The sequence below is a fragment of the Lentzea sp. CA-135723 genome (assembly GCF_050936595.1).
Lineage (GTDB): Bacteria > Actinomycetota > Actinomycetes > Mycobacteriales > Pseudonocardiaceae > Lentzea.
This window is the reverse complement of record NZ_JBNJMK010000001.1, coordinates 4,563,742-4,581,104: the sequence shown is the minus strand read 5'-3', so window position 1 is coordinate 4,581,104 and position 17,363 is coordinate 4,563,742. Positions and strand designations below refer to the sequence as shown.

General features: G+C 68.6%; 20 protein-coding genes. 8 read left to right on the top strand and 12 right to left on the bottom strand.

Translation table 11 applies throughout. The features are described from left to right. Nucleotides 1-166 precede the first annotated feature (166 nt). The gene (locus tag ACQEU1_RS20620) at nucleotides 167-739 is read left to right on the top strand and encodes a dihydrofolate reductase family protein (RefSeq protein WP_433204003.1); all 573 of its coding nucleotides are present in this window, start codon (nucleotides 167-169) and stop codon (nucleotides 737-739) included. On the opposite strand, the gene ACQEU1_RS20615 is transcribed toward ACQEU1_RS20620, so the two are convergent. Genes ACQEU1_RS20615 through ACQEU1_RS20590 form a run of 6 tightly spaced genes read right to left on the bottom strand, consistent with a single transcriptional unit; the run spans nucleotide 721 to nucleotide 7,993 of the window. Continuing rightward, a complete protein-coding gene (locus tag ACQEU1_RS20615) occupies nucleotides 721-1,629 on the bottom strand; it encodes an EamA family transporter (RefSeq protein WP_433204000.1) in 909 nt (302 codons plus the stop codon). The two genes, ACQEU1_RS20620 and ACQEU1_RS20615, sit on opposite strands and share 19 nt — an antisense overlap. A gap of 13 nt (nucleotides 1,630-1,642) precedes the next feature. Further along, nucleotides 1,643-2,308 carry a uracil phosphoribosyltransferase gene (gene upp, locus ACQEU1_RS20610; RefSeq protein WP_433203997.1) on the bottom strand — a complete coding sequence of 222 codons (666 nt, stop codon included), beginning with the start codon at nucleotides 2,306-2,308 and terminating at the stop codon, nucleotides 1,643-1,645. Further along, entirely contained in the window at nucleotides 2,305-2,970 is a 666-nt protein-coding gene (locus ACQEU1_RS20605; protein ID WP_433203994.1) for an HAD family hydrolase, read from the bottom strand. The genes upp and ACQEU1_RS20605 overlap by 4 nt, the downstream gene beginning before the upstream one ends. After that, nucleotides 2,967-3,887 (bottom strand): pseudouridine-5'-phosphate glycosidase, encoded by a 921-nt coding sequence (locus tag ACQEU1_RS20600; protein WP_433203991.1) that lies wholly within the window; start codon nucleotides 3,885-3,887, stop codon nucleotides 2,967-2,969. Before ACQEU1_RS20600 ends, ACQEU1_RS20605 begins: the two co-directional genes overlap by 4 nt. Before the next feature lie 7 nt (nucleotides 3,888-3,894). Then, nucleotides 3,895-4,119, bottom strand: a complete 225-nt coding sequence (gene pptA / locus ACQEU1_RS20595) for a tautomerase PptA (RefSeq protein WP_433203988.1) — start codon at nucleotides 4,117-4,119, stop codon at nucleotides 3,895-3,897. Between the two features lie 10 nt (nucleotides 4,120-4,129). After that, nucleotides 4,130-7,993, bottom strand: coding sequence for an amino acid adenylation domain-containing protein (locus ACQEU1_RS20590; RefSeq protein WP_433203985.1), 3,864 nt, complete (start codon nucleotides 7,991-7,993; stop codon nucleotides 4,130-4,132). Nucleotides 7,994-8,245: 252 nt separating this feature from the next. On the opposite strand from ACQEU1_RS20590, the gene ACQEU1_RS20585 reads away from it, so the two are divergent. The 4 genes from ACQEU1_RS20585 to ACQEU1_RS20570 are packed head-to-tail and all read left to right on the top strand — an operon-like array spanning nucleotide 8,246 to nucleotide 11,682. Continuing rightward, nucleotides 8,246-8,893 (top strand): ABC transporter permease, encoded by a 648-nt coding sequence (locus tag ACQEU1_RS20585; RefSeq protein WP_433211623.1) that lies wholly within the window; start codon nucleotides 8,246-8,248, stop codon nucleotides 8,891-8,893. Continuing rightward, on the top strand, nucleotides 8,886-10,001 hold the full coding sequence (locus tag ACQEU1_RS20580; RefSeq protein ID WP_433203982.1) for an ABC transporter ATP-binding protein: 1,116 nt from the start codon (nucleotides 8,886-8,888) through the stop codon (nucleotides 9,999-10,001). Before ACQEU1_RS20585 ends, ACQEU1_RS20580 begins: the two co-directional genes overlap by 8 nt. Beyond that, complete coding sequence (locus ACQEU1_RS20575; RefSeq protein ID WP_433203979.1) at nucleotides 9,998-10,732, top strand: ABC transporter permease; 735 nt, start codon at nucleotides 9,998-10,000, stop codon at nucleotides 10,730-10,732. Before ACQEU1_RS20580 ends, ACQEU1_RS20575 begins: the two co-directional genes overlap by 4 nt. Beyond that, nucleotides 10,729-11,682 (top strand): glycine betaine ABC transporter substrate-binding protein, encoded by a 954-nt coding sequence (locus ACQEU1_RS20570; protein ID WP_433203976.1) that lies wholly within the window; start codon nucleotides 10,729-10,731, stop codon nucleotides 11,680-11,682. Before ACQEU1_RS20575 ends, ACQEU1_RS20570 begins: the two co-directional genes overlap by 4 nt. Here ACQEU1_RS20570 and ACQEU1_RS20565 read toward each other — a convergent pair. Together ACQEU1_RS20565 and ACQEU1_RS20560 are read right to left on the bottom strand one after the other, a co-directional pair. Beyond that, complete coding sequence (locus tag ACQEU1_RS20565; protein WP_433203973.1) at nucleotides 11,666-12,091, bottom strand: acyl-CoA thioesterase; 426 nt, start codon at nucleotides 12,089-12,091, stop codon at nucleotides 11,666-11,668. The two genes, ACQEU1_RS20570 and ACQEU1_RS20565, sit on opposite strands and share 17 nt — an antisense overlap. Further along, on the bottom strand, nucleotides 12,088-12,627 hold the full coding sequence (locus ACQEU1_RS20560) for a hypothetical protein (protein WP_433203970.1): 540 nt from the start codon (nucleotides 12,625-12,627) through the stop codon (nucleotides 12,088-12,090). Before ACQEU1_RS20560 ends, ACQEU1_RS20565 begins: the two co-directional genes overlap by 4 nt. A 142-nt stretch (nucleotides 12,628-12,769) precedes the next feature. On the opposite strand from ACQEU1_RS20560, the gene ACQEU1_RS20555 reads away from it, so the two are divergent. Continuing rightward, nucleotides 12,770-12,949, top strand: coding sequence for a hypothetical protein (locus ACQEU1_RS20555; RefSeq protein WP_433203967.1), 180 nt, complete (start codon nucleotides 12,770-12,772; stop codon nucleotides 12,947-12,949). On the opposite strand, the gene ACQEU1_RS20550 is transcribed toward ACQEU1_RS20555, so the two are convergent. Beyond that, complete coding sequence (locus tag ACQEU1_RS20550) at nucleotides 12,935-13,228, bottom strand: SelT/SelW/SelH family protein (protein WP_433203964.1); 294 nt, start codon at nucleotides 13,226-13,228, stop codon at nucleotides 12,935-12,937. The genes ACQEU1_RS20555 and ACQEU1_RS20550 overlap by 15 nt on opposite strands. Further along, a complete protein-coding gene (locus tag ACQEU1_RS20545) occupies nucleotides 13,225-14,103 on the bottom strand; it encodes a helix-turn-helix domain-containing protein (protein WP_433203961.1) in 879 nt (292 codons plus the stop codon). The genes ACQEU1_RS20550 and ACQEU1_RS20545 overlap by 4 nt, the downstream gene beginning before the upstream one ends. 140 nt (nucleotides 14,104-14,243) lie before the next feature. On the opposite strand from ACQEU1_RS20545, the gene ACQEU1_RS20540 reads away from it, so the two are divergent. Further along, nucleotides 14,244-15,284, top strand: coding sequence for an NAD(P)-dependent alcohol dehydrogenase (locus ACQEU1_RS20540; RefSeq protein ID WP_433203958.1), 1,041 nt, complete (start codon nucleotides 14,244-14,246; stop codon nucleotides 15,282-15,284). A 22-nt stretch (nucleotides 15,285-15,306) separates the two neighbouring features. On the opposite strand, the gene ACQEU1_RS20535 is transcribed toward ACQEU1_RS20540, so the two are convergent. Further along, nucleotides 15,307-15,681: a MerR family transcriptional regulator gene (locus tag ACQEU1_RS20535; RefSeq protein WP_433203955.1), complete on the bottom strand. Its 375-nt coding sequence runs from the start codon at nucleotides 15,679-15,681 to the stop codon at nucleotides 15,307-15,309. Between the two features lie 59 nt (nucleotides 15,682-15,740). Between ACQEU1_RS20535 and ACQEU1_RS20530 the strand changes: the two genes are divergently transcribed. Next, a complete protein-coding gene (locus ACQEU1_RS20530; protein ID WP_433203952.1) occupies nucleotides 15,741-16,784 on the top strand; it encodes an alkene reductase in 1,044 nt (347 codons plus the stop codon). On the opposite strand, the gene ACQEU1_RS20525 is transcribed toward ACQEU1_RS20530, so the two are convergent. Continuing rightward, entirely contained in the window at nucleotides 16,775-17,362 is a 588-nt protein-coding gene (locus ACQEU1_RS20525) for a TetR/AcrR family transcriptional regulator (RefSeq protein WP_433203949.1), read from the bottom strand. The two genes, ACQEU1_RS20530 and ACQEU1_RS20525, sit on opposite strands and share 10 nt — an antisense overlap. Between the last annotated feature and the right edge of the window lies 1 nt (nucleotide 17,363).

The following is a 17,363-nucleotide window of genomic DNA, read 5'->3' as shown; positions in this document are numbered from 1 at the left end:
CCGACCAGCGGGAAGACTCTCGGACCGGACGGCGGCGCTGGACTCGGTGGGGTGTTCAGCGCCGCCGACACGCGCGCCGGAAAAATCTTCGAGAGCGTTGTCGATTTACGTAGTCTCCCGTTCGACGCACTGATGACAGCAAGCGCGAACATCGAGGAGAACCACCATGCGCACCCTGATCGCCACCGCCTTCATGTCCCTCGACGGCGTCATCGAGGCGCCCGGTGGCGAGCCCGGCTACCGCAGCTCCGGCTGGACGTTCAAGGACATCGAGTTCGACGAGGCCGCCTACGAGCTCAAGGGCCGTGAGCAGGACGAGGCCTCCGCGATGATGATGGGCCGGGTCAGCTACGAGGGCTTCTCCCCGGTGTGGCCGACGCTCGACTACTTCCCCAAGTACAACGTGATGCCGAAGTTCGTCGTGTCCAGCACCCTCGAGGAGGACCAGCTGGTCGACAACTGGGGCGACATCACGATCCTGCGGTCCCTGGACGACGTGGCCGCGCTGAAGGAGACCGAGGGCGGCCCGATCTCCATCCACGGCAGCGCGACGCTCAACCGCAACCTGTCCGACGCCGGCCTGATCGACCGCTACCACCTGCTGGTGTTCCCGGTCATCCTCGGCGCCGGCAAGCGCCTGTTCAGCGAGACCGACAAGGCGAAGCAGCTGCTGAAGGTCGTCGAGAGCGAGACCTACGGCAACGGCATCCAGAAGTTCGTCTACGACGTGGTGCGCTGAAGCTCGCGCACGGGTTCTACCAGCGGTTTCTTCGTCGGCGTGAGCTGCACCAGCAGGATCGCGCCGATGAGGATCGCCGCCCCGACGAGCTGCAGGAACGACAACGTCTCGCCGAGGAACACGAACCCGAGGACCGTGGCGATGATCGGACTGCAGAAGCCGAGGAACGACAACCCGATCGCGGGCACGCGGTCGGTGCCGCGGAACCAGACCGAGTAACCGACGAGCGAGCCGAACACGATCAGGTAGCCGAAGCCGAGCAGGTTGGTGCCGTTGACAGTGCTCGGCAGGCCCTCGAGCAGGAACAACGCGGGCAGCAGCACGAGCCCGCCGGCGGTCAGCTGCCAGCCGGTGAACAGCAGGACGTTCACCCCGGCCGGACGCTGCCACCGCTTCGTGAGCACGACCCCGGACGCCATGCTGACCGCGCCGCCGATCGCGGCGATCACGCCCACGACGTCCAACGCCGCAGTGGCTTTCAGGACCAGCAACGCGACACCGGTGGTGGCGGCGAAGCACGCGAGCACGTGCGGGAGCCGGATCTTGTCCCCGAGCACCAGCGCCGCCAGTCCCAGCATGATCACCGGCTGGACCGAGCCGACCAGCGCCGCGACCCCACCGGGGAGCTTGTAGGCGGCCACGAAGAGCAGGAAGAAGAACGCGCCGATGTTGAGCGTGCCGAGCACGAGGGCGCGCCACCACCAGAGGCCCCTGGGCAGGACCCGGCCGAACAGCAGCAGGATCAGGCCCGCCGGCAGGGCGCGGACGACGGACGCCAGCAACGGCCGGTCAGGCGGTAGCAGCTGGGTCGTGACGATGTAGGTGCTGCCCCAGATCATCGGCGCCAGTGCCGTGATCGCGGAGTCGGCCAGCAGCCGGTTGCCCTTCATGGTGGTGCCCCCGTCAGTCGTCCGTGCCGAAGAACCGATCGCCGAAGTCGCCGATTCCGGGCACCATGTAGGCGTTCTCGTTGAGCCGTTCCTCGATCGCGGACGTCACGATCCGCACGCGCGGGAAGCGCGAGCACACCGCCTCGATGCCCTCGGGCACCGTGATGAAGGTGACGAAGACGATGTTCTCTTCTAACACGCCCCGGTCGAGCAGCACTTGAATCGCCGCGTTGGCCGTGCCGCCGGTGGCGAGCATCGGGTCGAGCAGCAGCACCTGCCGGGACGCGATGTCGTCCGGCAGGTTCGAGTAGTAGAGCTTCGGGAGCTTGGTCTGCTTGTCGCGCTGGATCAGGATCTTGCCGATCCGCGCGCCCCGCACGACCGCGCGCAGCCCGGCCTCCATGCTCTCGCCGGCGCGGATGATCGGGACGCCGACGAGCCTCTCCGCCGCCCGCAACCCGTGGTAGGTCGCGCCGACCGGGGTGGTGACGTCGCGCGGCTCGAACGGCAGCAGGTCGAGGCCCGCCTCGATCAGCAGCCGGTTGATCCGCTCGGTGTAGAAGACGAAGTCCTCACGCGAGACGTCCCGGTCGCGGACGATCGTGTGCAACGCGCGCAGCTGGTTCGTCTGCGGCAGCACGTGGACGTTCTTCTCCAGGTACGCCTCGATGGAGGTCACGAGCACTCCTTGACGGCGGCCACGACTCCGGGGAACGAGTCGACGAGCCAGGTGGGGTTGGCATTGAGCAACTGGTCGACGCTGTGCACGCCGTACGACACGGCGATCGACGCCATACCGGCCCCGTGCGCCATCAGGACGTCGTGCGTGGTGTCGCCGACCATGACCGCGTTCGCCGGCGCCACCCCGAGCTCCCGCAGCACGAGGAACCCGGACTCGGGGTCGGGCTTGGGCTTCGACACCTGGTCGGCGCCGACGACGACGGAGAACTCGTCGCGCAGCCCGGCCGCGGTGAGCAGCGCCTCGGCGTTCACGATGAACTTGCTGGTCGCCACGGCGAGCAGGAAACCCTCTTCCCGCAACGACCTCAGCCCGTCGTAGACGCCGGCGAACACCAGCTGCGTCGCCATCGGCAGCACGATCCGGCGGAACGTCGACTGGTACAGCTCGACGCACTGCGCGACGACCGGCTCGTCCTCGGAGGTCCCGAGCACCTTCGCGAACGCGGCGGGCAACGGGAGCCCGATCGTGCCGCGGATCGCGCCCGAGTCCACCGTGGGCAGATCGAGCTGGGCGAACACGGCGGCGAACGTCGTCACGATGCCACGGGGCGTGTCGACGAGCGTGCCGTCCAGGTCGAAGATCGCACACCGGCGGGTCATGAGGAGAACTCCTTCGCGTGGGCGGCGGCGAGCTCCCCGGCGACCTCGGCGGTGCTGATCAGCACCGCCATGTTGGCCTTCGCGGAACGCCCCTCCGTCGCGCGGTCTACCGCACGCATGAGGTATTTCGTGATGGCCTGTCCCGACACGCCTTCGGTTTCCGCACGCGCGACGGCCTCGGAGATCACCGACTCGACCTCGGCGCCGTCGATCGCGTCCGCCTGCTTGGTCGGCGTCGTGACCAGGAACGAACCGGGGTTGCCGAGCGCCCAGTGGTTCTCGATCGCCTTGGCCAGCACGCTCGGGTCGTCGATCCGGTGCGGTGCGCGCAGACCGCTGGACACGCAGTAGAACGCGGGGAAGTCGTCCGACCGGTAGGCCACGACCGGCACGCAGTGCGTCTCCAGGAACTCCATGGTGAGCCCGAGGTCGAGGATGTTCTTGGCGCCCGCGCACACCACCGCGACCTTGGAGCGGGTGAACTGCACGAGGTCCGACGAGACGTCCATCGTGCGTTCGGCGCCGCGGTGCACCCCGCCGATCCCCGCCGAGGAGAAGAACCTCAGCCCCGCCAGCTCCGCCGCGATCACCGAGGACGCGACGGTGGTCGCGCCCATCCCGCCCCGCGCCAGCACGATCGGCAGGTCGCGGCTGCTCACCTTCGGGATCCCCGGCGTGCGCGCGAACCGCTCGATGTCGGACTCGGTGAGACCGATGAGGATTCGGCCGTTGTCGATGCCGATGGTGGCCGGTACCGAGCCGCTCGCCCGGACCGCGTCCTCGACCCTGCGCGCGGTCTCGGCGTTGTCCGGGTAGTCCAGGCCGTGCGTGATGACGTTGGACTCCAACGCCACCACGGGCTGCCCGGACGTGATCGCCTCGGCCACTTCCTCGCTGTAGACCAGGGGAATGTTCATCGGCACCTCAGTAGCTCGGGGTCTTGTGCAGGAGGTGGTGCCGTTGCACGATCTCCGGCGCGTAGACCTGGTCCTGCCACGTCTCCGGCTCGACCGGTTCGAGGGCGATCGACACGACGTCCTCCTTGCAGCCGAACGCCTTCGTCACCGCCTCGGTGATGGCCGAGACCAGCTCGGACGCCTGCTCCTCGTTGAGCACGGCAGGGAAGTGCTTGATGTTCACGTGTGGCATCGCGTTCCCCCTACTGCTGTCCGCCGGCGATGGCGAGCGTGACGGCCTTCGTGACGGCCGCGATCAGCTCGGCCATCTGCGCGTCGGACAGCAGCACCGGCACCTGGGCGATCTCCTGCCGCACGGTCTCGTTCTGCCGCATGGACGCCAGCAGCTCGTCGATGTCGGGCTCGCGCAGCAGGCTGTAGTGGTCGGCCTCCAGCTCGACGACGGTCGGCTCGGTGATCGAGAAGCCCTCGCTGCCCTCGATGAACGAGTAGTCGTCGCCCTGCGCCTTGAAGATGGTGAGCGGGGCGGTGATCGTGCGCTCGGCCAGCTCGCTGAAGGTGTACTTGAAGGAGAACGTCTCGGTGACGATCCGGATGATCCGCCGCACCAGCTCGCTGTCGAGGTCGCGCATCTCCGCGCTGATGAACGCGGCGAAGCTGTCCTCGTCCCGCGCGATCTCCAGGCACCTGGCGAGCCGCGGGTCGGTGATGCTGCCCGCGAACACCGAGAACAGGATCGTGACGAACGCGCTGTTGGCGTACGAGGCCTCGTCGCTGTCCCGCTCGGAGCGCACCTTCGGCGAGCCCGGCGCGATCAGGTAGAGGTTCTCGACCTGCTCACCGGCCTGTTCGAGCTGGTAGGCCGTCTCGAACGCGACCCGCGCGCCGAAGGAGTAGCCCCACAGCGTGTACGGACCCTCCGGCTGGACCTTCTTGATCGCCTCGATGTCGGCGGCGGCCATCTCGCGGATGGTGCCGTACGGCGTCTCGCCCTCGTTGATGCCGTGCGCCTGCACGCCGTAGAACGGGCGCTCCGAACGACTTGCGAGCGTGCGCAGGTTCATCGGGTAGCCGCCGAGACCTGGCCAGCAGAACACCGGCACGTCGTCACCGTTGGGCTGCAACGGGACCAGCCGGGAGATCGGGCCCTCGTGCAGGCCGTCGACCCTGCGGCTGAGCTGCTCGATCGTCGGCGACTCGAAGAGCACCTGGAGCGGCAGGCTCGTGCCGAAGTCCTTGTTGATGCGGTTGACCAGGCCGACCGCGATCAGCGAGTTGCCGCCGGTCTCGAAGAAGTCGTCGTGCGTCGAGACGGTCTCGCGCTTCATCAGCTTCTTCCACATCTCGCTGATGCGGCGCTCGGTGAGGGTGCGCGGCGCGACGAACGGCCGGTCCTGGTCGTCGACGTTGGTCTTGTTCGACGCCTCCAGGGCCTTGACGTCGATCTTGCCGTTCGCCGACAGCGGCAGCGCGTCCAGGACCACGACCTTGTTCGGGATCATGTAGTCCGGCAGGAAGTTCACCAGGTCGTCCCGGATGAGCTCGGCCGGGCCCTTCATGTGGACGACGTCCTCCTTCATGCCGGGGCTGCGGCGCTGGTCGTAGGAGACCTTGCCGCCCAGGAAGAAGTACGACGGTCCGGGCTCCCGGCCGAGGTCGGTGATGATGCCGTTGATGCGCTTGGCGGACGGCAGGTCGTTCTCCGACTTCGAGCTGTAACCCGACGACATGAAGCCGAGGTCGACGTCGTTGGCGGACAGGCGGTGCATGGTCCGGCCGAGGTCGACGTAACGTCGCCAGTCCTCAGTGGACCTGCTGACGGCGGTGACGCCGAAGCTCGCCCGCTCGTACACCGCCTGGTTGATGGCGATGACGTGCTTGCGCAGCACCAGTTCGTCGGACACCCGCTCGAACTCGCCGTCGGCGTAGAGGTACTGGCCCGCGGGCAGGTTCGTGACGCGGCCGGGGTGCGTCTGGACGTAGACGTCGACCTCGTCGTCGCGGACGCCGGTGTAGGCGCACAGCTCGAACGTGCCGAGGTAGTAGTCCTCGTCGGCGACGTCCAGCCGGTCCTTGGTCTCCGGGGTGTGCTGCGAGGCCTGGATGTCGAGGCCGTAGCCCGGCAGGACCTCCTCGAAGAGCCCGACCATGTGGCCGGTCTCGATCTCCAGGACTTCCTGGATGTTGTTGAGGTACACGGCTTCGATGGCGGCCTTGCGCCCGATGAAGTGCAGCTTGGCCTTGGCCTCGAAGCTCTCCGGCAGCTCCTCGATCAGCACGAGCTGGTGGCGCAGCGGGTGGTAGTAGTACAGCCCGGCCGGCAGCCCCGCGATGTGGTGCAGTTCGAGGTGCAGCTGCGTGGCGTAGAGCGAACCCGGTGACGCGTAGCCGTACTTGGGCAGCAGGCGCTGGTCGCTGAAGTGCGCGCCGAAGTACCGCAGGATCTCGCCCAGCTCGGCGAAGTGGATGCTCTTCGGGTCCTTGGAACCCGCGCCGATCGGTTTGCGCTCCAGCAGCCGGACGAGGTCCGCGTCCGTGACCTGGCCGCCCTCGTAGAAGCGGTAGGACTTGCGGCTGAAGACGACCTTGCGCTGCAGGCAGCTGGCTTCCTCGCCGGGCAGCTCGAAGCTCTGCCGCCCGCCGAGGTCGTCGCGCACGCCGGGGTTCGAGAGCTGCGCCCGCACCTGCAGGCGGCTCGACTTCGACTGGTGGTGCGCGCCCGCGTTGCCCTGGTCCATCAGGGCGGCTTCCTTGGGGTTCAGCTCGACGCACGCGATCAGGTTCTGGAACCCGGTGCGCTCGTCCTCCTTGACGATCACCGCCGCGTTGCGCACCCAGTCGTGCGTCTCGATGGCCAGCCGGATCTCGTCCAGCTCGACCCGGTAGCCGCGCAGCTTCACCTGGCTGTCCGCGCGTCCCGCGAACTGCACGGTGCCGTCGAGGTTCTGCGTGACGAGGTCGCCGGTGCGGAACATGCCGTCCACGAACCGTTCCCGCGTGAGCTCCGGCTGGTGCAGGTAGCCGCGGGCGACCTGGATGCCGCCGATGTACAGCTCACCGATCTCGCCCGGCGTCACCAGGTCCCGGTTCTCGTCGAGCACCAGGTACGTCGTGCTGGCGACCGGGAGCCCGATGGAGATGGACTTCGGGGCCTCTGCGAGCTCCGCCGGGTCCACGACGTGGGACGACGAGTTGATCGTCGTTTCGGTGGGGCCGTAGAGGTTGATGAGCCTGACGTTCGGCATGTCCGCCACGAACGCCTGCGCGAGCGTGCGGGAGAGCGCCTCGCCACCGCTGAAGACCTGCTTCAGCGACGTGACGGTGTGGAACTCCTCGGTGTCGATCAGCGCCTGGAGCAGCGTCGGCACGCACTGCAGCGTGGTGACGCCCTGGTCGCGCATGGTCTCGATGAGCATCTCGGGGTCGCGGTAGATGCCCGGCCGTCCCATCACGACCGTGCTGCCGACGGCCGGGGCGAGGATCTCCCACTGGGCCGCGTCGAAGCTCATCGGCGTCTTCTGGACCACGCGCTTCGTGCCGTCGATGGCGTGCACGTCGTGCAGCCACAGCATCTGGTTGACGATGCTGCGGTGCTCGATCATCACGCCCTTGGGACGGCCCGTGCTGCCCGAGGTGTAGATGATGTAGGCGAGGCTGGTGTGGGACGGGGAGAAGCCGTCGTCGAACGCCTCGTCGCAGTCTTCGAGCGTGACGATCCTCGTGGTGGCCGGCGCCAGTTCCTGCAGGCGCTGCTTGAGTTCGCGCTGGGTGACGACGACCTTCGTGCGCGAGTCCTCGATCATGTACCGGAGGCGCTCCTCCGGGTACTCCGGGCTCAGCGGCAGGTACGCGCCGCCCGCGCAGAGGATGCCCCAGGCGCCGATCACCAGGTCGATGGACGGCTCCACGAACATGCCCACGCAGTCGTCTTCGGTGATGCCGAGTCTGCGGAGGTGGGTGGCGAGGGCGGAGCTTTGTTCGAAGAGCTCGCCGTAGGTGATGCTCTCCGCGCCGAAGACTACGGCCGTGCGATCGGGGTGTTCCTCGACCTGCTTGCGCAGCAGGTCGGGGAGGCATCCGCCGTCCACTTCAGCTTCGTGCGACATCTCAGAAATCCCCCAAGCGGTCAGCAGGCGTGGGTGGGTGCGGGACGCTTCTCGTTTGTTGAAGAACGTATGAGCTTTGGCTCGAAGGCCGGTGGAGCGATCCGGCTGCCGGACGGCCGCTCAGCGCTCACTCGCCGTGATTGCCGGGTTTGAAACTCCGCCATCCGGGGTAAGAGCATTCATGGCAAATGGTTGCCCCACTGTCCACAATGGTGTTGGGTGGACGCCAACTTCGAGGGCGGGGCCACGAGGATGAATTTTCTGGAGTACGTAGCCGATCGCTGGGATCGGCTGTCTTTGCAGGCTTTCCTGCACGTCAGCGCGGTTGTGCAGTGCACGGTTCTGGCGGCGGTGCTCGGTGTGCTGATCGGCGTGCTGGTGTATCGGAGTCCGGCCGGATCGGCGCTGGCCACGGCGTTGGCGAGCACGATTCTGACGGTGCCTTCGTTCGCCTTGCTGGCGTTGCTGATTCCGGTGTTCGGCCTCGGCGCGGACACGACGGTGGTCGCTCTGGTGCTTTACGCGCTGCTGCCGATCGTGCGCAACACCATCGTGGGACTGGCCGGAGTGGATCCCGCGGTGAGCGATGCCGCGAGAGGGATCGGGATGAGCAGAATCGGGGTGCTGACCCGTGTCGAACTGCGGTTGGCGTGGCCCGCGATTCTCGCCGGAATGCGCGTCGCCACACAGATGCTGATGGGCATCGCGGTGATCGCGGCCTATGCGAAGGGACCCGGACTGGGGTCCGAGGTGTTCTCCGGGCTGGCGAACGCCGGCAGCGCGAACTCGATGAACCAGGCGCTCACCGGGACGATCGGCGTGGTGATCCTCGCGCTGGTGCTCGACGGCGTCTACGTGCTGGTCAACCGTTTCACCGTGTCGAGGGGCGTCCGTGGCTGAAAAAGGCATTGAGATCGAGCTCGACCGCGTGACCAAGCGGTACGCGGGCCAGAAGGCCGCGGCGGTCGAGGAGTTCTCCATGGTCGTGCCCGCCGGGCAGATCGTGGTGTTCGTCGGGCCGTCGGGGTGTGGGAAGACGACGACCATGCGGATGATCAACCGGTTGATCGAGCCCACGTCCGGGAAGATCACCATCGGTGGCGAGGACGCGCTGAAGATCGACCCGGACGACCTGCGGCGGCGGGTCGGCTACGCGATCCAGCAGGCCGGGTTGTTCCCCCACTTCACGGTGGCGCAGAACATCGGGATCGTGCCCGGGTTGCTGGGGTGGGACAAGAAGAAGACGGCCGCGCGGGTCGAGGAGATGATGGACCTCGTCGGGCTCGACCCCGGTGAGTTCGGTGACCGGTTCCCCCGGCAGCTCTCCGGCGGGCAGCAGCAACGGGTCGGGGTGGCGCGGGCGCTGGCCGCCGATCCACCGGTGTTGCTGATGGACGAGCCGTTCGGCGCGGTCGACCCGATCACGCGCGGGCACCTGCAGGACGAGCTGCTGAGACTGCAGAGCGAGCTGCGCAAGACGATCGTGTTCGTGACGCACGACTTCGACGAGGCCGTGAAGCTCGGCGACAAGATCGCCGTGCTCGGGGAGCGGTCCACGATCCTGCAGTACGACACGCCGGACGCGATCCTGGCCAACCCGGCGGACGACACGGTGGCCGGGTTCGTCGGTGCCGGGGCGTCGCTCAAGGCGTTGACGCTCATGCGGGTGCGCGATGTCGAGCTGGGACAGGCGGTCACGGTCCGGGCGGACGCCGATCCGTCCACTGTGGAGGCCGGGGACGCGAAGTTCGTGCTGGTGCTCGACCGTCGTGACCGGCCGGTGCGGTGGGTGCGGGTGAACGACCTGCGGCGCGCCACGTCGCTGGAACGCGTCGGGCAGCCGGTGCAGGACCTGGTGTCGCTGCAGTCGACGTTGCGGGACGCGTTGGAGGCCATCGTCAACGAAGGTGGCCGGGCGATCGTCACGGGTGGCCGTGGCGAGTACGTCGGCACGGTCGACCTGTCGACGGTGACCGAGGTCGTGCAGCAGCTGAGGGCCGGCGCATGACGGCGGAGCGGATCCGGTTCTGGGCGCAGCCGCTGGCGGTGCTGCTGATCGTCGGCGGCGTGCTGGCGTGGGTGTTCAGCGGAGAGCTGACCGCGACCGAGAAGAGCACGCTGAACGCCAAGTCGTTGTTCACTGCCCTGTACGACCACCTGATGATGACGGTCGTGGTGACCGCGATCGTGGTGGCCGTGGCGGTGCCGGCGGGCATCCTCGCCACCCGGACGTGGGCGCGCTGGCTGGCGCCGGTGCTGCTGGCGGTCGCGAACGTCGGGCAGGCCGCGCCCGCGCTCGGCGTGCTGGTGCTGTGGTTCCTCGTCACCGGCGCGTCCGGTGGCCTGTGGGTGGCCGCGCTGCCGCTCGCGTTCTACTCGTTGCTCCCCGTGCTGCGCAACACGATCGTCGGCATCCAGCAGGTCGATCCATCCCTTGTGGACGCCGGGCGCGGCATCGGCATGTCGTCCTCCGGCGTGCTGTGGCGCGTCGAGTTCCCGCTCGCCACGCCGTTGATCCTCGCCGGCCTGCGCACGTCGCTGGTGCTGGCGGTCGGCACGGCGACGTTCGGGCTGTTCGTGAACGCGGGCGGGTTCGGGTTGCTGATCGACACGGGCTACAAGCTGAACCTGATGAAGGTCCTGGTGACCGGCTCGGCACTGGCGGTCGGACTCGCGCTGCTCGTCGACTGGGCCGGCGCGGTCATGGAGCACTGGTTCGGTCCCAAGGGGGTCAGGTGAAGAGGCTGCTCTTGGCCGCGTTGCTGGTCCTGTCCGGCTGCGGCCTGGACGTCAACAGCGCGTTGCCGTACGAGGTCCTGCCGGGCTCGATCAAACCGGATCAGGCGTTGCAGGGCGTCGAGATCACCGTGGGGTCCAAGGACTTCACCGAGAACATCCTGCTCGGCTACATGGCCGAGATGGCGTTGTCCGCAGCGGGCGCCGACGTCATCGACCTCACCGACCTCAAGGGCTCGCAGACCGCGCGGCAGGCCCTGGTCAACGCCGAGGTCGACGTCACCTGGGAGTACACCGGCACCGGCTGGATCAACTACCAGGGCAACGAGCTGCCGGTGCCCGGCGGCGAACAGGCGCAGTACGACGCCATCAAGAAGGCGGACCTGGAGAAGTTCGGCATCGAGTGGCTCGCCTACTCGCCGCTGAACGACCAGTACGCGTTCGCCGTCACCGAGGCCTACGGCGAGCAGCACGGCCTCAGGAGCACGTCGGACATGGCCGCGTTCCTCACCCAGAACCCGGACCAGGCGGTGTTCTGCCTGGAGACCGAGTTCACCAGCCGCCAGGACGGTTTCCCGGCCGCGCAACGGGTCTACGGCTTCCCGACCACCGAGGTGAAGAACTTCGGCATCGGCACGATCTACTCGGCCATCGCCGGTGGCACGTGCCCGGTCGGCGAGGTGTTCACGACCGACGGCCGCATCGCCGCGCAGAAGCTCCGCGTGCTGGAGGACGACAAGAAGGCGTTCCCCCAGTACAACGTGGCGCCGACCGTGCGGGCCGAGTTCCTGAAGCGGTACCCGCAGATCCGCGGCCCGCTGGAGCAGGTCAGCGCCGCGCTGACGAACGAGCAGATGATCGAGCTGTGCCGTCAGGTGGACGTGGACGGCAAGGACGCGGGGATGGTCGCCCGCGACTGGATGGTGTCGAAGGGCTTCATCTCGACGGCCTGATCGGGCGCACCTCGCCCAGCATCTCGACGAGCCGGGCGGGGAGCGCGATCGCGCCACGCCCGTCAGCGGACACCGTGGCGTAGACCAGGCCACCGCTGCAGACCGTCTCCCCGTCCCGCCGGAACGCGAAGTCGAGCGTGAAGCTCTTCGTGCCGATCCGGGACGGGCTGACGAGGACCTCGACGACGTCGTGCGGCCGCACGCCCGCGGCGAAGTCGAGGTCCGTGTGCACGACGTGCACGTCGAACCCGAGCGAGCGCCAGTCGTCGTAGGGCAGGCCGCGATCGGTGAAGAACGCCGCCATCGCCTCGTCGGCGTGCCCGAGGTACCACATGTAGAACATCACGCCCTGGCTGTCGATCTCGTAGAACCGGGGCGTGAACGAGTAACCGGACCACACGTCGTTCACCGCATCGCCCGTCCGACCGGCGGCAGCACGGACACCATCGACGCCGCGAGCCACAGCATCAGCGCGATCCCCGGCACGATGATCAGCGTGCCGCCGTGGTTGATCGTCAGCCGCACCACGGCGAACACGTAGTACGCGACCACCAGGAACCCGAGCGCCGCCAGCACCCAGCGCGCGAACCCGAGCCGTGCGAACAGCAGGGCGGCGAACAGCAGCACCACTCCGCCTGCGACGTAGGTGGCGACGATCGCCGGGTCGCCGTTGCCGATGACGTCCCGGCCGAACGCGAGGCCCAGCAACGCGACGGCCGCCTCCGGGGTCTGCCGGACGCCCTTGCCGTCGGCGGAGTTGAGGCCCGCCAGCACGAAGCACAGCACCGCGACGGCGAGCCACAGTCCACCCGCGAGGAACGCCGGAGCGACGCTCGGCCGCAACGGTTGCTGCCCCCAGCCGGGCGGCGGCCCGTACCCCGGCCCGTGTCCCTGCGTCGCCTGCCAACCCTGGTTCGGATGCACGGCCGTCACGATACGAGCCATCAGCCCATGCCGCAGGGAATTCGCAGAAGCCCCGGTGCGACAGGCGTTTTGCCCGATTGACCCCGCGGGTGCGGCACGAGAGGTTGCGGCAAACCGAAGGGGGAGAACCGAATGCGAGCGATCCTGGTGTTCAGCGGGTGTGGTGGCCGGAGCCGGTCCGGCGAACGCGGCGGGGCCGTGCTCCCTCATCGGCACGCGCGCCACCGCGGGCGGTCACGAGGCCCAGTTGCAGTGCTCCAACCCCATCGCGTTCATCGACGGCATCGGCTCCACGGTGACGCAGGCCGACGAGAACGCGCGCCTGGCGTCAGGAATCGGCTGACCCGCGGCGATCGGTGTGGCCCAGCGACCGCTCCGGCGCCACCCGGTCGCGCACCAGCTGCTTGAGCACGGCGAGATCCGGGAAGCCGTCCCGCTCCTTGCGCGACCACAGGGTCTCGCCGTCGAGCCGCACGTCGAACACGCCACCGGTGCCGGGGATCAGCGCGACCTCGCCGAGCTCGGTGGTGAACGTCGTCAGCAGCTCCTGCGCCGTCCAGCCCGCGCGCAGCAGCCAGCGGCACTGCGTGCAGTACTCGATCTCCAGACGCGGTGTTCTCATACCTGAGTACCAGCAGAGATCTGCGTCGCGTCCTTGCCCCAGCTCGCCAGCAGCTGCAACGCCTCGGCGGACGCCGTGCCGGGTTCGGCGTGGTAGGTGCTCAGGAACAGGTCGGGCTCGCTCGGCATCCGCAGCGTCTCGTACGACAACGTCATGTCGCCGACCAGCGGGTGCCGGAACACCTTGGTGCCGAAGGACTTCTCCTTGACATCGTGCTGCGCCCAGAGCTGGCGGAACAGCTCGCTCTTGAGCGACAGCTCGCCGATCAGCTCGGTCAGCTCCGGGTCGTTCTGGAAGCAGCCCGCGTCCATCCGCAGGAAGCCCACGATGTCGGCCGCCTTGCTCTCCCAGTTGACGAAGAGGCTCTGGTAGGAGGGGTTCAAGAAGATCAGCCGCGCCCAGTTGCGTTCGCGCGGCGCCAACTGGCCCCAGTCGCCGAACAGCGCCGCCGCCATCGGGTTCCAGGCGTAGATGTCCGAGCGCCGCCCGCCGACGTACGCGGGCACGGTGATGGTGTCGAGCAGGTTCCGCAGCGCCGGCCGGACCTCGCGGGTGTGGTTCTTGCGCTTCTTCCTGCTGGTCGTGTCGTACGGGCACGCCGTGAGGTTGCGCAAGTGCGTGTACTCGGTGTCGGTGAGCTGCAACGCACGGGCGATCGAGTCCAGCACCTCGTCCGAGACGTTGCGGCCGTTGCCCTGCTCGAGACGCGTGTAGTAGGCCACGGAGACGCCCGCGAGCTGCGCCAGCTCCTCGCGGCGCAGGCCCGGTACGCGGCGCGTGCGGCCGTAGCGCGGCAGGCCGACGTCGTCGGGGGACAGCCGCGCCCGGCGGCTGCGCAGGAACTCGCTCAGCTCGGTGCGCGGGTCTACGTCCATGCCTCCGAGTATCCCCGGACCTGCGGGTCCGTGCCTGCTACTGCCAGTGGTAGGCACGCCAGACGTACGAAAACCAGGTGGCTGGGTAGCGCTCGCGAACGGGAGCAGTGTCGACGTCGACACCGAATCCGAGGAGAACCATGACCACCGTCGCTGCCTACGCCGCTCCCGCACCCAAGGCACCGCTGGAGCGCACGACCATCGAGCGTCGCGCGGTCGGCGCGCACGACGTCCTGATCGACATCAAGTTCGCCGGCATCTGCCACTCCGACATCCACCAGGTCAACGAGGGCTGGGGCGAGGCCACCTTCCCGATGGTCCCCGGCCACGAGATCGCGGGCGTCGTCACCGAGGTCGGCTCCGAGGTGACCAGGTACGCCGTCGGTGACCGCGTCGGCGTCGGCTGCTTCGTCGACTCGTGCCGCGAGTGCGACTACTGCCTGCGCGGCCTGGAGCAGTACTGCGCCAAGGGCAACGTCCAGACCTACAACGCCACCGACTACAACGGCGAGGTCACCTACGGCGGCTACTCGAAGCAGATCGTCGTGGACGAGAACTACGCCGTGCGCATCCCCGACGCGCTGCCGCTCGACGTGGCCGCGCCGCTGCTGTGCGCGGGCATCACGCTGTACTCGCCGCTGAAGAACTGGAACGTCGGCCCCGGCACCAAGGTCGCGATCGTCGGCCTCGGTGGTCTCGGCCACATGGGCGTCAAGATCGCCGTCGCGCTCGGCGCCGAGGTGACCGTGCTGTCGCAGTCGTTGCGCAAGAAGGAAGAGGGCCTCAAGCTCGGCGCCCACGACTACCGCGCGACCAACGACCCGGCGACGTTCGCCGAGCTCGCCGGCAAGTTCGACGTGATCGTCTCGACGGTGTCGGCGCCGCTGAACTTCAGCGCGTACATCTCGCTGCTGCGGACCGAGGGCACGCTGGTCAACGTCGGTGCGCCGGAGGAGCCGATCTCGCTGAACCTGTTCAGCCTGATCTCGCAGCGCAAGACGCTCGCCGGTTCGATGATCGGCGGCATCGCGGAGACCCAGGAGATGCTGGACTTCTGCGCCGAGCACGGCCTGGGCGCCGAGATCGAGCTGATCGACGCCGACCAGATCAACACGGCCTACGACCGCGTGCTGTCGAGCGACGTGCGGTACCGGTTCGTGATCGACACCGCCACGATCTGACGGTGCCCGCCGGTGTGTCCTGTCAGCTCGCCTTGTGACAGGGCACACCGGAGTCGTGCGACGTGACCGCGTAGGCCATCACCGCGTCGAACCGCTGCAGCGTGGCCTGCAGCTCCTCGATCTGCCGCACCACCGACGCCCGGTGCTCGCTCAGCCGCTCCAGCATCTGCGGCGTCGCGATCCCGGTCGCCACGCAGGGCAGCAGCTCCAGGATCGACGCGCTGGTGATGCCCGCGCCGTAGAGCTGCTGGATCAGCAGCACCCGGTCGACCGCGGGCTCGCCGTACTGCCGCTGCCCGCTCCCGCTGCGTTCCGACCCGAGAAGGCCCTGCTCTTCGTAGTAGCGCAACGCGCGCGCGCTCACGCCTGTGCGTTCCGCCAACTCACCGATGCGCATGAGACCTCCGCCACAAAAGCTACCTCTGACGTCAATGTCAGGTTTCTAGCTTAGACGGCATGCTCCTCACCAGCTACCGCCTCGGAAACCTGACTCTGCCGAACCGCCTCGTGATGGCGCCGATGACCCGCGCACGGGCCGTTGACGGCAAACCGACCGCAGAGACGGCCACCTACTACGCCCAGCGCGCCACCGCCGGGCTCATCGTCACCGAAGGCGTGCACCCCAACGCCGTGGGCCAGGCCGGACCGTCCATGCCCGGGGTCCACGACGACGCGCAGGTCGAGGCGTGGCGCGTGGTCACCGACGCCGTGCACGCCAACGGCGGCCGGATCTTCGCCCAGCTCATGCACGGCGGCCGCATCGGGCACGTGGACGTCGCCGGGCACCACCCCGTGGGGCCGTCGGCGATCGCGGCCGGGACCGACGTGTTCACGCCGTCCGGCATGGCGCCGGCACCCGTTCCGCGTGCCCTGACCACCGCGGAGGTCGGTGAGCAGGTCCAGGCGTTCGCCGACGCCGCGCGACGGGCCGTCGACGCCGGGTTCGACGGCGTGGAGCTGCACGGCGCCAACGGGTACCTGATCCAGCAGTTCCTGTCGTCCAGCGCGAACGAGCGGACCGACCGGTACGGCGGTGCCGGCCGGATCCGGTTCGCCGTGGAGGCCGTGGAAGCCGCCGCGGACGCCATCGGGGCCGAGCGCGTCGGCATCCGGCTCTCACCCGGCGGTGAGAGCCAGGGGATCGTCGAGCAGGACGTGCCCGCGCTCTACGGTTCGTTGCTGAAGGCGTTGCCGGACATCGCCTACGTCCACGTGCTGGCCACCACCGACGACGAGACGCTCATGGGGCTGCGCAAGGCGTGGCCGACCGCGTTCATCCTCAACCCCGGCGGGCAGATCGGGCCGGTGGAGAGCACCTTCGAGCAGGGGCAGCGGTGGCTCGCCAACGGCGCCGACCTGATCAGCTACGGCCGTGCCTACCTCGGCAACCCCGACCTGGTCGAACGGTTCCGGCTCGGGCTGCCGCTCGTCAGCACCGAGCGGGAGACGTGGTTCTCCGCGCCCTCCGGGTACGTCGACTACCCCAGCTATCAGCACTGAAGCGCGCGCATCAGGTGGTCGACGAGCCGGTCGAGGTAGTCGGGTTCGATCGCGGCGCGGCGCACGGACAACCGCCAGTAGACGGGGGCCGCGACCAGGTCCAGCGCGATCTCGAAGTCCAGGTCGGCCGGTAGCTCGCCGCGCCGCACCGCGCGTTGGAGGGTCGTGGCGCCGAGTGCGCGCCGGGGTTCGCCGATCGTCGCCGCGATCGCGTCGGACAACGCCGGGTTCCGGACGGCCTCGGCGGTGAGGTCGGGCAGGATCGTGGCGAACCGCGGGTGCGTCAGCCAGTCGTGCACGGCCGTCACGGTCGCGTGCAGGTCGCCGCGCAACGACCCGGTGTCCGGCACCTCGGCCAGCGGCACGGAGAACTCCGACAGGGCCGCGACCACCATGTCCTGCTTGGACGCCCAGCGCCGGTACAGGGCGCTCTTGCCGACCTCCGCGCGTTTCGCGACCGCCTCCATCGACAGCCGCGCGTAGCCGTGCAGGGCGAGCTCCTCGAACACGGCCTCGGTGATCGCCTGCGTCACCTGGGGCTGCAGGACGGCGGCGCCGGTGGGGGTGCGCTTGGTCATG